At 66.8% G+C, this 14,722-nt stretch carries 10 protein-coding genes and 2 pseudogenes; 11 read left to right on the top strand and 1 reads right to left on the bottom strand.

The features are described 5' to 3' along the window. Positions 1–163 precede the first annotated feature (163 nt). The gene (locus tag O3I_RS00635) at positions 164–1,663 is read left to right on the top strand and encodes an alpha/beta hydrolase (RefSeq protein ID WP_014980953.1); all 1,500 of its coding nucleotides are present in this window, start codon (positions 164–166) and stop codon (positions 1,661–1,663) included. Here the strand turns inward: O3I_RS00635 and O3I_RS42280 are convergent. After that, positions 1,660–2,703 (bottom strand): hypothetical protein, encoded by a 1,044-nt coding sequence (locus O3I_RS42280; RefSeq protein ID WP_014980952.1) that lies wholly within the window; start codon positions 2,701–2,703, stop codon positions 1,660–1,662. The genes O3I_RS00635 and O3I_RS42280 overlap by 4 nt on opposite strands. A gap of 158 nt (positions 2,704–2,861) precedes the next feature. Here O3I_RS42280 and O3I_RS00625 point away from each other — a divergent pair, with 158 nt between their 5' ends. The 10 genes and pseudogenes from O3I_RS00625 to O3I_RS00580 all read left to right on the top strand — a co-directional run bounded on the left by O3I_RS00625 (position 2,862) and on the right by O3I_RS00580 (position 14,699). After that, positions 2,862–3,839, top strand: a complete 978-nt coding sequence (locus tag O3I_RS00625; RefSeq protein WP_014980951.1) for an ABC transporter permease — start codon at positions 2,862–2,864, stop codon at positions 3,837–3,839. After that, complete coding sequence (locus O3I_RS00620) at positions 3,836–4,756, top strand: ABC transporter permease (RefSeq protein ID WP_014980950.1); 921 nt, start codon at positions 3,836–3,838, stop codon at positions 4,754–4,756. The genes O3I_RS00625 and O3I_RS00620 overlap by 4 nt, the downstream gene beginning before the upstream one ends. Next, entirely contained in the window at positions 4,753–6,600 is a 1,848-nt protein-coding gene (locus O3I_RS00615; protein WP_014980949.1) for an ABC transporter ATP-binding protein, read from the top strand. The genes O3I_RS00620 and O3I_RS00615 overlap by 4 nt, the downstream gene beginning before the upstream one ends. A 13-nt stretch (positions 6,601–6,613) precedes the next feature. Beyond that, on the top strand, positions 6,614–8,302 hold the full coding sequence (locus O3I_RS00610) for an ABC transporter family substrate-binding protein (RefSeq protein ID WP_014980948.1): 1,689 nt from the start codon (positions 6,614–6,616) through the stop codon (positions 8,300–8,302). Between the two features lie 37 nt (positions 8,303–8,339). After that, positions 8,340–10,031 carry an ABC transporter family substrate-binding protein gene (locus tag O3I_RS00605; RefSeq protein ID WP_014980947.1) on the top strand — a complete coding sequence of 564 codons (1,692 nt, stop codon included), beginning with the start codon at positions 8,340–8,342 and terminating at the stop codon, positions 10,029–10,031. After that, the gene (locus tag O3I_RS00600) at positions 10,028–10,684 is read left to right on the top strand and encodes a hypothetical protein (RefSeq protein ID WP_014980946.1); all 657 of its coding nucleotides are present in this window, start codon (positions 10,028–10,030) and stop codon (positions 10,682–10,684) included. The genes O3I_RS00605 and O3I_RS00600 overlap by 4 nt, the downstream gene beginning before the upstream one ends. An 826-nt stretch (positions 10,685–11,510) precedes the next feature. Continuing rightward, positions 11,511–11,882, top strand: a pseudogene (locus O3I_RS00595) (FadR/GntR family transcriptional regulator); the annotation flags it as partial. A gap of 540 nt (positions 11,883–12,422) precedes the next feature. Next, a pseudogene (locus tag O3I_RS00590) lies at positions 12,423–12,743 on the top strand (FCD domain-containing protein); the annotation flags it as partial. A gap of 23 nt (positions 12,744–12,766) precedes the next feature. Continuing rightward, complete coding sequence (locus tag O3I_RS00585) at positions 12,767–13,501, top strand: sterol desaturase family protein (RefSeq protein WP_081593862.1); 735 nt, start codon at positions 12,767–12,769, stop codon at positions 13,499–13,501. Between the two features lie 286 nt (positions 13,502–13,787). Next, the gene (locus O3I_RS00580; RefSeq protein ID WP_014980943.1) at positions 13,788–14,699 is read left to right on the top strand and encodes a hypothetical protein; all 912 of its coding nucleotides are present in this window, start codon (positions 13,788–13,790) and stop codon (positions 14,697–14,699) included. Positions 14,700–14,722 lie beyond the last annotated feature (23 nt).

Below are 14,722 nucleotides of genomic sequence, written 5' to 3'. Positions count from 1 at the left end.
CCGGGGCGAATCGCCGCCTCGACTTTCGTCGAATCTGATTGCCGTCTCCGGAGCGATGTGTCGGCGAGACCGGCTCGACAGACTCGTTCAGGTACCAGCCGGACACGAGCCGAACGGACAGCTTTCTCGTGGTTGGCGCCATGCCGTCAAGGAGTAGCAGCGTATGAATCGACAACGGACCTGGAGCCTGCTGGCCGTTCTCGGTCTCACCGGAGCGTTGGTCGCGGCGCTCATCGTGGTCGCGGAGCCGGCCGAAGACCAAGCAGCACAGGTGCAGTGGGGCGCGTGCCCGGACGGGGTCGAAGATCCCGCGGCCGGGCCGGCCCAGTTGCAGTGCGCCACCGTGACGGCGCCCTTGAATTACCGCGAGCCCGCGGACGCGCAGATCGAGATCATGATCTCCCGGCTGGCGAGCAAGAACCCGGACAAGCGTCGCGGAGTGCTGTTGCTCAACCCCGGTGGTCCGGGTGGCGCCGGGTTGGACCAGCCCAAGTTCCTGGCTGCGCACGGGCTGCCCGCCGAGGTGCTGGACAGCTACGACGTGATCGGTATCGACACCCGCGGGGTAGGCCATTCGGCACCGGTGAGCTGCGGGTTCACCGATGATCAGGTGTACTTCGGCAATATCCCGCCGTATGCGGTGAACGATGCGGCAGTCACCGAGCGGGCCAAGGTCGCGCAGGGGGTCGCCGAGCAGTGCGCGGCCAACGACCACGAGGGCCGGTTGCGGTACGTGTCGACCGCGAATATGGCCCGTGACCTGGACCGGATCCGGGAGGCGCTGGGTGCGGACAAAGCCAGCTTCCTCGGTTACTCCTACGGAACCGCGCTGGGTGCCGCCTACGCCTCGATGTTCCCGCAGCGGGCCGACCGCATCGTGCTCGACAGCAATATCGGCGACACCTACCTCGACCACGACGGGATGCGCCTGTACGGCCGCGGCATGGAAGAGACGTTTCCCGACTTCGCTGCCTGGGCCGCCGCCCGCCACGACACCTACGGTCTGGGCCGCACACCGGAAGAGGTGCGACGAACGTACTTCACCCTCGCCGAGCGACTCGACGCGAACCCGGTGGACGGGATGGACGGCAACCTTTTCCGGTTCGGCACCTTTTTCACGCTCTATCGCCCGGCGTTGTACGCGTCGGCGGCCGAAAGCTGGAAATCGCTGCTCGACACCGGACGACCCGGACCCGCGGGCGGGCGGCCACCGGGTACCGGCGCGGCTTCGCCGAACGATAACGCCTGGTCGGTCTTTCTGGCTGTGACCTGCAACGACGTCGAGTGGCCGGAGGACGTCCAGGCCTACCACCGTGCCGTCGCCGAGGACCGGGAACGGTACCCGCTCTATGGCGCTGCCACCGCGAACGTCATGCCCTGCGCCTACTGGAAGCTCGGGCCGTCCGAGCCGCCGGTGCGGATCGACGACACCGGCCCGGCCGATGTGCTGATCGTGCAGAACCAGCGCGACCCGGTCACCCCGCTACGCGGCGGCGAGCTGCTCGACGAGAAGTTCGGTCGACGGTCCCGGTTGGTCACTGTCGACGGGAGTGGACACGGGGTCTATGTGCTCGGTGCCAACCGCTGCGCGTCCGACGTCGTCACCAGCTACCTGGTGGACGGCATCATGCCCGAACACGACACGACCTGCCCCGCGGGCTAGGCGGAGGGTGGGTGCCCGACCGTGCCGTCCGAGTCCGGGGAGGGCGGCGCGGGTTTCGCGAAAGACGGCTGCTGCCAAGCCGAATCGTCGTGCTGCGCCGGGGAATCGGATTGGGCTCGCGGGGCCGCTGCGGATCGGCCGTCTTGCGGCGCAGGGCCCCACGTTGCGGGCGGGGTTTGGCCCGTCGGAGCTTCGGCACCGGGCGTGGCCCACGCGGGGACGGCTTGGGTTGCGGCTTCCGGTGCTCCCCAGCTCGGTTGCCCGTGGGCGGGCGGCTGGTCGGAGGGTGCGGGAGCCCCGGCCGGGGGCGGGGTTGGGCTGTTGGGCGCCGGGGCGGCCCAAGGAGAGTGCGCGGCTTGGTTTCCCGGCGCGCCCCAGGCGGGTTGCTCGCCCGGGGTCGGTATCGCGGGTGTGGCCTGCCAATTGGGTTGGGGTTGGGATTGGTTGGGGTAGGGAGGCTGCCACGGCTGCGGGGTCCAGGGGGCGCCTGGAGGTGGGGCGTAGGGATAGGCGGCCGGGGTGTGAGCGAGCCAGCGGGTTGTGGCGGGGACCAGGGCGAGGGCGGCGGTGCCGACGGGGAAGAGCAAGGTGACGAGTCCGCTGATGCCGGTGCTCAGGCCGAGGGAACTGTCCCACGAACCGCCCGCGGATTGGACGAGGGCGAACGAGACGATGCCGAGCACGATCACCACCGCGCAGCCGACCACGACGAGCATTCGGCCGAACTGTTTGCGGCGCAACAGGCCGATCGCGCCGACGCCGAGCAGCACCGCGCTCAGCATCGCCGCCACCCCGCTGGTGAGGGCGAAAGTCCGGTACCAACTCTGCCCCAGCAGTCCGGTGGCATCGTATTCGCCGAGTTCATGGCCGATATCGACGATCCCGAACACCAGGTTCACCGCGCCGCCGAGTAATTGCCCGAACGCCCCGACACACGCGAGCACACCCGCGGTGATCGCGGTCGCGCTACTGGGCGCAGGCACAACGCCCGGATAGCCGGGATACGGGTTGTAGCCGCTGGGATATTGCGGTGACACCATGACTCCCCCTCAGCGGGAAAACCCCGCACATGTCTGTGCCGCACAGAATAAAGGACATGCCCGAACGCCACGTGCCACGCGCGTTCGGGTCGACGTCCTTATGATCAGGGGCTAATACTCGTCGCTGGTCCGTCCAGCCGAAAGACACACGAGGACTGATGACCGGCTTCCTGCTACGACGCGCGCTTCACTATGTCGTGCTGTTGCTGCTGGCGTCGTTCCTGACCTTCAGCCTGGCGTCGTTGACGTTCCGGCCGCTGGACAGTCTGGAACAACGCAATCCGCGCCCGCCGCAGGCGGTGATCGACGCCAAGGCCGAGGAGTTACATCTCAACGACCCGATCCCGCAGCGCTATCTCACCTGGCTCAAAGGAATTCCGCAAGGCGATTTCGGGAAGACGCTGGCGGGTCAGCCGGTGAGCGCGGAGTTGCCGCGCCGGGTCGCGGTGAGTCTGCGGCTGCTGATCATCGGTTCTCTGGTCGGCACGGTGCTCGGTGTCCTGATCGGTGCGGCGGGCGCGATCCGGCAATACAAATTCAGTGACTACTTCACCACGATCATCTCGCTACTGGTCCTCAGCACGCCGGTGTTCCTGCTCGCGACATTGCTGAAATACGGTGCGCTGGAAATAAATTCGCTCACCGGCGCGCAGATTTTCCTCTATACCGGGGAAACGTCGGCGAACCGGATCGATGGATTCTGGCCGCAGTTGCTCGACCGGTTGCAGCATCTCGTGCTGCCGACCGCGGGCCTGGCCCTCGGCGCCATGGCGGGCTACAGCCGCTATCAGCGCAACGCCATGCTCGACGTGCTGCAGAGCGATTTCATCCGAACCGCCCGCGCGAAGGGTCTCACCCGCAGCAAGGCGCTGTACAAACACGGTCTGCGCACCGCGTTGATCCCGATGGCGACGCTGTTCGCCTACAGCCTGCTCGGCCTGATCACCGGTGCGACGTTCACCGAGAAGATCTTCGGCTGGCACGGGGTCGGCGAGTGGCTCGTCGATTCGATCAACGCCCAGGACCTGTACCCGGTGGTCACGGTGACCGCGTTCGCCGGATTGGTGGTGCTGGTCTCAGGCCTGCTCTCCGATATCGTGCTGGCCCTGCTCGATCCGAGGGTGCGAGTCTCATGACCGAAGCGGAAATCATTGTTCAAGGCGCACCGGAGCCCGCTGCGGCGGGCCGGCGCAAATTGGTGTGGCGCCGGTTCCTGCGCAACAAGCCGGCCGTGGTCGGCGGCGTGATCCTGATCCTGCTGTTCATCGCGAGTTTCGCGCTGCCGCCGCTGCTGAAGTACGACTACCAGCAGCTGGACTACACCGCGCTGCTCAAGCCGCCGAGCGCGAAGCACCCGTTCGGCACCACGCAGATCGGGCAGGACGTGCTCGCCCAGACGCTGCGCGGTATGCAGAAATCGCTGGTGATCGGCCTGTGTGTCGCCGTGATCTCCACCGTCATCGCCGCGACGGCGGGCGCGACGGCCGGACTGCTCGGCGGCTGGACCGATCGCGCGATCATGTGGCTGGTCGACCTGCTGCTCGTGGTGCCCAGCTTCATCATCGTCGCGCTGTTCGCGCCGCGGACGAAGGGCAGCGGATCGATCCTGCTGCTCATCCTGTTGCTCAGCGTGTTCGGCTGGATGATCAGCGCGCGCATCGTGCGCGGTCTCACGTTGAGCCTGCGCGACCGCGAATTCGTCAGAGCCGCAAAATATATGGGCGCGCCGACGCGCACGGTCATCGTCAGCCACATCCTGCCGAACATCGCCTCGATCCTGATCATCGACACCACGCTGGCGGTGGGCGCGGCGATCATGGCCGAAACCGGGCTCAGCTTCCTCGGTTTCGGTGTGCAGCCGCCGGATGTCTCGCTCGGCTCGCTGATCGCGGCGGGCACCAAATCGGCGCTGACCTATCCGTGGCTGTTCCTGTTCGCCGGTGGCCTGTTGATCACCATCGTGTTGTGCGCCAACCTGGTCGGCGACGGACTGCGGGACGCGTTCGATCCCGGGGCCAAGCGGGCGCGCTCGAAGAAGAAGGCAAAACCATGACCGGGAACTTCACCGCGCCGCTGCTGGAGGTGACCGATCTGCGTGTCTCCTTCCCCAGCGAGGAGGGCCGCATCGACGCGGTGCGCGGGGTCAATTACACGGTGTCCGACGGCGAAGTGCTCGCCATCGTGGGCGAATCCGGCTCCGGCAAATCGGTGTCCTCGCTCGCGGTGATGGGGCTGTTGCCGGAGCAGGCCCGCATCGGCGGCTCGATCCGGTTGCGCGGCCGGGAGCTGCTCGGCCTGGGTGATCGCGAATTGTCCAGGCTGCGTGGCAGTTCCATCAGCATGGTGTTCCAGGATCCGCTGTCGGCGCTGACCCCGGTGTACCGGGTCGGCGAGCAGATCGCCGAAGCCCTGCTGGCACACGGCAAGCTGAGCAAGTCCGAGGCCGCGGCCAAAGCGGTGGAACTGCTCGGCCTGGTCGGCATCGGCGAACCCGAGGTGCGCGCCAAGGCGTTTCCGCACGAGTTCTCCGGCGGCATGCGCCAGCGCGTGGTCATCGCGATGGCGATCGCGAACGATCCGGCGCTGATCATCTGCGACGAACCGACCACGGCGCTGGACGTCACGGTGCAGAAGCAGATCCTGAATCTGCTGCGCAAGGCGCGCGATATCACCGGCGCGGGCGTCGTCATGATCACCCACGACATGGGCATCGCGGCGACCCTGGCCGACCGGGTCGCGGTGATGTACGCCGGAAAGATCGTCGAAACAGCCTCCACCGCAGCGCTTTTCAGCGCGCCGCGAATGCCGTACACGGTGGGCCTGCTCGGTTCCATCCCGCGGATGGACGGCCCCGCAAGGTCGCCGCTCATCCCGATCGTCGGCTCGCCGCCCGCCATGCACGATCTGCCACCGGGCTGCTCGTTCGCGCCGCGCTGCCCGATCGCGATCGACGAGTGCCGGGTCGCCGAACCGCCGCTGGAGAAGACCAACCCCGGCCACGCCGCGGCCTGCATCCGCACCGCGGAGGTCGGCAGCGACGCGCTGTTCGAGGCCTATCGGCAGGAGGTGTCCGCGCCGGAGGCCGAGGCCGAGGTGAGCGACCGGGTGGTGCTGCGGGTCTCGGATCTGGTGAAGACCTTCCCGATCACCTCCGGCATCGTGTTCCGCCGCCGCAAGGGCGAGATCCGCGCGGTCGACGGGATCAGCTTCGAGATCCGGCAGGGTCGCACGCTCGCGCTGGTCGGTGAGTCCGGTTCCGGCAAATCGACCACGCTCACCCAGATTCTCGACCTGATCAGCCCGGAATCGGGCACGATCGAGATCATGGGCAGCGATGTCGCGTCCCTGAACAAGGCGCAACGACGCGAGATCCGGCGCAAGATGCAGATCGTCTTCCAGGATCCGACCGCGTCCCTGGACCCGCGCCTGCCGATCTTCGACGCGCTCGCCGAGCCGATGCGCATCGACGGACGCCCCCGCGCCGAGATCGAGCGGCGCGTGCCGGAACTACTCGAGCAGGTCGGCCTGCGGCGCGAACATGCCGAGCGCTACCCCGCCGATTTCTCCGGCGGCCAGAAGCAACGCATCAGCATCGCCCGCGCGCTGGCGCTGGACCCGGAGATCCTGGTGCTGGACGAGCCGGTGTCCTCGCTGGACGTCTCCATTCAAGCCGGTGTGCTGAACCTGTTGCGCGACTTGCAGGTCGAACGCGGCCTCTCCTACCTGTTCGTCTCGCACGACCTGTCCGTGGTGCGCAACCTCGCGCACGACATCGCGGTGATGTACCGCGGCAAGATCGTCGAATCCGGTGCCGCGGAACAGATTTTCGCCGCGCCTCGGCACGAGTACACCCGCGAGCTGATCGACGCGGTGCCCGTGCCTGCCGTCAGCCGATAGTAAGGGGAGCGCGATGAGGGTCCGATCGAGCCGAATACTGGCACCGCGCTGCGCGATCGCGGTGGTCGCGCTGACCCTCATCGCGACTGGCTGCGGCGCGGACGACGGCGGCTCGGTCAGCGGGGTGACCAGCGCGCTGGGCAGCACCAGCGATATCAACCCGAAGGACCCCGCCGAGCTACGCGACGGCGGCAATCTGCGCCTGCCGACCACCGCGTTCCCGGCGAACTGGAACACGCTGTCCATCGACGGCAACGACGGCGAGATCGCCGATATCGAACGACCGTTGATGCCGCGCGCGTTCCACACGAACGCGGCCGGCGAACTCACCATCAACAAGGACTATTTCACCGACGTCCAGCTCACCAGCACCGAGCCGCAGGTGGTCACCTACACGATCAATCCGAAAGCCGTGTGGTCCGACGGTAATCCGATCACCTGGGAAGACATCGCGGCGCAGGCGAAGGCGCTGGACGGTACCGACAAGCGCTATCTGATCGCCATCACCGTCGGCTTCGACCGGGTGGCGAAGGTGGAGCGCGGCGTCGACGACCGGCAGGCGGTCATCACCTTCAAACAGCCGTTCACCGAGTGGCGGGGACAATTCGCCGGGAACATGTCGCTGTTCCCCAAGTCGGTCACCGCCGACCCGGAGACCTTCAACAAGGGCCTGGTCGACAATATGGGGCCGACCGCGGGCCCCTTCCTGGTCCAGTCGACCGATCGCGGCCAGGGCCGGATCGTCTTGGGCCGCAACCCGAACTGGTGGGGTGACAAGCCCAAACTGGACACCATCACCTACAGCGTGCTCGACAGCACCGCCTGGGTACAGGCCGTGCAGAACAACGAGCTCGACGCCGCACTGCTGCGCACCCTCGACGATGTGACCACGCTGCGGCGCTCCTCGGATGTCGCCATCCGGCGCGCACCCGGTAATCGCTGGCGCCACATCACCTTCAACGGCGCGCCGGGCTCCATCCTCGCCGATCCCGCACTGCGCGTGGCGATCTCGAAGGCGATCGACCGGCAGGGCATCGCTAACGCCGTACAGAACGGGCTGGTAGAGCAGCCGAAGCCGCTGAACAGCCACGTCTTCCTGGAAGGCCAGGCGGGCTACCAGGACAACAGCCTCGGCTTCGACCCGGCCGCCGCCGCAACGGAACTCGACGCGCTCGGCTGGAAACTCAACGGCGACACCAGGGAAAAAGACGGCCGCAAGCTCGAGATTCGCGACGTCATGTACAAGGACGACGTCTGGGTGCAGATCGCGCAGATCATCCAGCAGAACCTGGCCCAGATCGGCGTCAAGCTGGTGATCGACACCAAGCCCGGCGCAGGCTATTTCACCGATGTCATCATCCCGGGCAACTTCGACGCCGCGCAGTTCATCTTCGTCGGTGACGCGTTCCCGTTCAGCAGCATCCCGCAGACCTACGGGTTCCATCCCGGCGACTGGCAGAACAACTTCGGCCAGATCGGCTCACCGGAACTCAACGACCTCATCGATCGCACCCTGTCCGAACTGGACCCGAAGAAGGCGATCGAACTCGCCAACGAGGTGGACCGCAAGGTGTTCGAGGAGGGGCATTCGCTGCCGCTCACCCAGTCCGAAGGCAACTGGGGCGTGCGCGCCGATATCGCCAACTTCGGGTCACCGGGGTTGGCGTCGTACGACTACACCAAGATCGGATTTGTGAAGTGATCGGACCCCATGACCGCACGGAGATCGGAAACGTGAAATGAACTCACGCACACGGAAGCCTCGAACGATCCGTTCGATCGGCGTGCGATGCGCCGCACCGGCAGTCGCATTGGCGCTGATCGTTACCGGATGTGGTTCGGGCGACGAGCCGGAAGCAAGCTCGGTCGGGATCGGCTCGGTCAACGACGTCAATCCGAAGGACGCGAGCGAGCTGCGCGACGGTGGCAATCTGCGGCTTACCCTCACCAACTTTCCGGCGACATTCAACGCTCATCACGTCGACTCCGATGGCGAGGCCTCGGATCTGATTTCGTGGGCGATGCCCGGCACCATCACCTCGAATGCGGCCGGCGAAATCTCGGTCGACCACAACTTCTTCACCGACGTGAAGCTGACCGGTACAGAGCCGCAGCAGATCACCTACACCATCAATCCCAAAGCGATCTGGTCGGACGGGTCCCCGATCACGTGGGAAGACATGCGGGCGCAAGCGGAGGCGCTGAGCGGCCGCAACACCGAATTCCAGGTGGCGGCGACGCAGGGCTACAGCCGCGTCGACAAGGTGGAACGCGGAGTCGATGATCGGCAAGCGATCGTCACCTTCGGAAAGCACTACGCGGAATGGCAGGGCCTGTTCAATCCGCTCTACCCGAAGGCATCGATGGCGACGCCGCAGGCCTTCAACGACGTCGACCGAAACAACCTGCCGGTGTCTTCCGGGCCGTTCACGATCACGTCGATCGATAAGGCGCAGCAGCGGATTGTGCTGAGCCGCAACCCGAAATGGTGGGGCGACACACCCAAACTCGACACCGTTACCTTCAGCGTGCTCGATTACTCGGCCAGGATGAGCGCGTTGCAGAACAACGAACTCGACTTCGCCACCGTGTCCGGAATCGATGAGGTGAAGACCGCGACCAACTCGCCGGGCATCAAGGTGCGTCGTGCCCCGCGCCCGACGTTCTCGCACTTCACTTTCAACGGCGCGCCCGGCTCGATTCTCGCGGATCCGAAACTGCGCGTGGCGATCTCGAAGGCCATCGACCGGCAGGGTATCGCGACCGCGACGCAGAACGGCGTGGTGCAGGATCCGAAACCGCTGAACAACCACATCTTCATGGAAGGCCAAAAGGGCTACCAGGACAACTCCGCCGTCGTCGGTTATGACCCCGATGCCGCCGCGCGCATGCTCGACGAACTGGGCTGGAAACTCAACGGGGATGTCCGGGAAAAAGACGGCCGTAAACTCGTGATTCGCGACGTGATGTACCAGCAGGATGCCTGGGTGCAGATCGCGCAGATCGCGCAGCAGAACCTGGCGAAAGTCGGCGTCAAACTCGAGATCCAGACGGTTCCCGGCAACGGCTTGTTCACCGACGTGGTCGACCCGGGCAACTTCGATGTCGTCCAGTTCACCTGGTCCGGGAGCATCTTCCCGCTCGGCGCGCTGCCGCAGATCTACGCATACGATCCCGCGGTACCCCAAAGCAACAAGGGCAAGATCGGCACGCCGGAACTGAATGCACTGATCGAAGAGGTCATTTCGGAGCTCGATCCGCAGAAGGCGGTGGAGCTGGCGAACAAGGCTGACCGGATGATCTTCGAAGAAGGCTTCTCGCTGCCGATCGTGCAGTCGCCGGGTGCCGTCGCGGTCCGCGACAACCTCGCCAACTACGGCGCTTTCGGCCTCGCCTCGGTGGACTACACGAAAGTCGGTTTCTTGAAGTGACTTTCGGATCAGGCCACCCCCTGGCCTATCCGATCGGTGTGACGATCGGCGCCCTGGTGGTTTGTTTCGCCTGGGCGCCGTTCGGCGATCCGGACCAGGTAGCGGCGCTCGCCACGGTGGTGCTCGGGATTGCCGGGTATTCCGGCTACCGGATCGGTGTCGCGCGTGGGCTTTTCGCCTTCTGGCCGGGAGGAACCGCACGTGAGGTGGGTGTTTCGCGGATCCGGCAGCAGTATCGGCTGGTCAGCCGGTCCTGGCTGGAGATCAGCGGAACCGGTAGGCCGCGTTGGCTTCCCGTCTATTTCGATCCGGCCCTGTTGACGCTCACCGAAGGACGGGCCGAACTCACCGACCGCACTCTTCGCCTCGCAGGTCACCGCCTCTACCCCTCGGGCCGTATCCGCGCCACCGAACCGCCGGGCCGCCTCGTGGACAACCCGTCCCGCCCCGACCCCGCAGCCCCCGTCCACACCGCCACCCGCGTGCGCCGCCGCCTGCTCTTCGACGCCCAGCCCACCGTCGCCGCCCCCTTCGCCGCCCTCCTCTGGATCTACATAGACGGCGGCGACGTCGTCACCTTCCTCGCCGCCACCACCGTCGCCGCAGCCGCCGCCCTCTGGCTGGCCGCCATCCGCGGCTCCGACCCCAGCTGACTCCGCGCCGGACTCGCACCGCTCCGTCGAGCCACGCACGCTCTGACGTGCGGAATGGGTTGTGCGACGGCAGAAGAGGTCCGGCTGATCTGGGGCCAGCGCGTCCACTCAGGTCTTCGAGTGTCGAGGTGGATACTTGCACGGCGTCGACGCATGTCAGCCGCCGTAGTCGACGGTCTTTGGCTGCGGCCGAAATCGTCACGCACCGTTGGGCTTTGGCTGCGTCCGGAGGTGGTTGGCTCGGATACCGCGGTCGGGGTGGGGATCATCGTTGGGCTTGTGGTGTTGCGTTTGGGCTTGTTGGCTGGCTACCGAAGTTCGACTAGCCCAGTTTTGTGTTCCTGCCGCGGGGGTTACATGGGTTATGCCGGGCACGTCGCCTGCCGTTCCCGGCTTCAGGCGGGTGCCGGGCACGCGGCGTCTCGTCCCAGCGTGGTCGTCGGCCTGTGGTGCCGCTCTCGAGAGGGACTTTGGCTCGGGGGCAGCGGGTTTCAAGTGGGTGTCGTTGTGCCTCGGCGGGTTCACAGAGTCTCCGTACCGTTCACAGGGCTTATAACCCCTGTGGACCGTGTGGACGCTCTGTGATTCAGGCCCCTATCTGTCGCTTGGTACACAGTGCGGCTCGCTTCTGGGCGAACGCACCCCTTTGGGTTCCCGCACATGTTCGGGCCTGCGCAAACGGGTGCGCTAGGAAGCGCGCGGATAGTTCGATCCGTCGGCATGCTGCGCGACCTCGGCGCATCTCGTGGCCTAAGTCCCGGTCGGCTAACGAGTAAATTGGTCTGACCACTTGACCTCCTTACCTTTGCCGGTGCAGAGTGGGGCTATGGCGTTGCAACCTGTGGTCAAGCGGTCGGTGTCGGGGGATGTCTTCGAGCAGATCGTGGCGGATGTGCTGAGTGGGGAGTTGGCGCCGGGGGCGACGCTGCCGAGTGAGCGGCAGTTGGCCGAGGCGCTGGGGGTGTCGCGGCCTGCGGTGCGGGAGGCGTTGCAGCGGCTGGCGGCGGCGGGGCTGGTTTCGGTGCGGCAAGGGGATGCGACGACCGTGCTGGACTATCGGCGCGGCGCCGGGCTCGAGGTACTACCCCGGCTGCTGGTGCAGGCCGGCGAACTGGATCCCGCCGTAGCGCGCAGCATCCTGGAGGCGCGCCTGCACAACGGCCCCAAAGTCGCCGAACTCGCCGCCGCCCGCTCCCCCCGCGCCCACACCGAACCCGACGCCGCCCCATACGCCGACGGCACAGCTACCACCACTCCCTCAGCCGACCGGTCGGGTCGCACCACCCCCACCTCAACATCGAGCGCGACAGACAAGGGCGACACCTCGCACACGGAGAGCGCCGAGACAACACCTCCCTCGGGCACAACCGCCTCCTCCACCACCACCCCGGGCGCAACCACCCCTGGCGCGACCACCTCGGACAGATCCGCCTCAGGCACGACCACTTTCGGCACCACCCCCTCGGACACAACCACCCCCGACAAAACCGCCTCTGGCACAGCCGTTTCCGGCGCAACCACCTCGGGCACGAACGATTTCGGCGCAACCACCTCCGGCGCAACCACCTCCGGCGCAACCACCTCCGGCGCAACCACCTCCGGCACGACCACCTCCGGCGCAACCACCTCCGGCACGACCACCTCCGGCACGACTACCTCCGGCGCAGCTGCATCGAGTGCGAGACCCTCCGGTGGAACCGCCACCACCGCGGACACCGGCCCCGCCATCTTCGACGCGCTGCTCGCGAGCGTGGAAGCGCTTGCGGCGGAGGGGGATCCGGTGGTGCGGCAGCGGTTGGCGTTGGATTTTTGGGATCACGTGGTGGATGCGGCGGATTCCATTGTGTTCCGGTTGATGTTCAACATGTTGCGGGCCGCTTATGAACCGGCGCTCGTGGCGCTGGCTCCGATCATGTCCGCCGAGGTGGGCAATGTCGGGGCGTACCGCGAACTGGCCGCCGCCATTGTGGCGGGCCGGCCGCAAGAGGCCGCCGAGACCGCTCGGGCGCTGCTCGAGCCGGCGACCACCGCTCTGATCGAGGTCCTCGGCGGCCACTGATCACGCTTCATCGAGGAAGTACCATGACGAAACCCGCAGCTGGGAAACAGGATTCAGCAGCCGGACGCGATCCGGTCGAGGCGAGTGCGCGTGAGCGAGTGCGCAAGGACGAACGGTCGTTGCGCCGGGGGCTCACGCTCGGGGCGGCGGCACGCGAGTTCCTCCGCCATCCGTCGCCGTGGCTCATCGGCGGCACGCTGGTCGCGGCGCTGATCGGCCGTATCCTGGTCGGCGACTGGCAGGTGACCGACGCCATGGTGCCCGCGGTGATGCTCGCGGTGTTCCCGGCCTTCGAATGGATTGTGCACGTCACCGTGTTGCATTGGCGGCCACGGCAGCTCGGCCCGATCGCGATCGACAGCGAGCTGGCGCGCAAACACCGCGAGCATCATGTGGATCCGCGCGATATTCCGCTGATCTTCATCCCGACCAAGACCCTCTCGGTGCTGGTGGTCGTCCTGATCGCGTTGGCGCTGTTCGCGTTTCCGCGCCTCGGGCTCGGCCTGTCCTTCCTGTTGACGATCACGGTGCTCGGACTCGGCTACGAGTGGACCCACTACCTGATCCACACCGACTACAAGCCGAAAGGCGCGCTCTACCGGGCGGTTTGGCGTAATCATCGGCACCACCACTACAAGAACGAGCACTACTGGTTCACCGTGACCACCTCCGGCACCGCGGATCGCCTCTTCGGCACCCACCCCGACCCCGCGACCACCGAAACCTCCCCCACCGCCCGCAACCTCCACGCCACCTAGTCGCCGAGGGGGAACTGGTGGCGGCGTCGGCCGAGTAGGTCCCGCCACCAGTTCCCCCTCGCCGGACAAGACCGCCGCGCAGCGCTGCGCGGCGGTCTTTCTCGTTGTGTGACGTGGGGCATTCGGGAGATCCGCCGTCGCGGGCTTGACTTAGTACCCTAGGGGGGTATGGTAATCAACGAGAGCGAGCCGCTGGCGCAGGAGGAGACCGATGAGCACCGTGACCATTCCCGGACCGAGTTGCCGTCGCCACTGCCGCACCGCCTGACCAAAAACGGAGCATCCGATGAAAACGTCCACCAAGTTCGCCGGCTTCGCCTTGGGCCTGGCCGCCGTCTTCGGGATCGCACTCGCGACCGGCGCGGCGCTCGGCCCCGACGGCGCCGCTGATTCGAAACACGAGGCCGGGCCCGCCCCCGCCGACCAAGCACCTGGAGGAATGATGAGCACCGAAAGCGGATACACGCTGCGGCTCGACACCCCGATCACCACTGCGGCGCAATCGGTTCCGCTGCGATTCCGCATCCTGAACCAGGACGGCACGCTGCTCACCCGCTACACCCGCGCACACGACAAGGATCTGCACCTGATCGTGGTCCGCCGCGACCTGGCCGGCTTCCAGCACGTGCACCCGGTGCTCGGCACGGACGGCACCTGGAGCGTCCCGCTGAATCTGGCACGCGCCGGCGACTACCGGGTTTTCGCCGACTTCACCCCGGCGGGCGGCGCGAACCTGACCCTCGGCACCGACCTGCGCGTCGCGGGCGCCTACGACCCGCAGCCGCTGCCCGCACCCGCGCCCACCAGCACGGTCGACGGTTACGCCGTCACCCTCGACGGTACGGTCGCACCCGGCCAGGCCTCGAAGGTCACGCTGACGGTCCGCAAAGACGGTAAGCCCGTCACAGACCTGCAGCCCTATCTCGGCGCCTACGGTCACCTGGTCGCGCTGCGCAGCACCGACCTCGGCTACCTGCACGTACATCCGGACGGCGCACCCGGCGACGGCGTCACCCCGGCCGGACCGGGTATCACGTTCTACGTGACCGCACCGACCGCGGGCGACTACCGGCTGTTCCTGGACTTCCAGCACGAGGGCGTGGTCCGCACCGCGGAGTTCACGCTGACCGTCGCGCCGGACGCCGCACCCGCGACCGACGGCCACGGCACCCACGCCACCGCCGGCCACGGCCACTGACCCGCCGATCCACCACTGTGCCG

The sequence above is a fragment of the Nocardia brasiliensis ATCC 700358 genome (assembly GCF_000250675.2).
GTDB classification, from domain to species: Bacteria; Actinomycetota; Actinomycetes; order Mycobacteriales; family Mycobacteriaceae; genus Nocardia; species Nocardia brasiliensis_B.
This window is presented reverse-complemented; position numbering and strand designations above follow the sequence as displayed.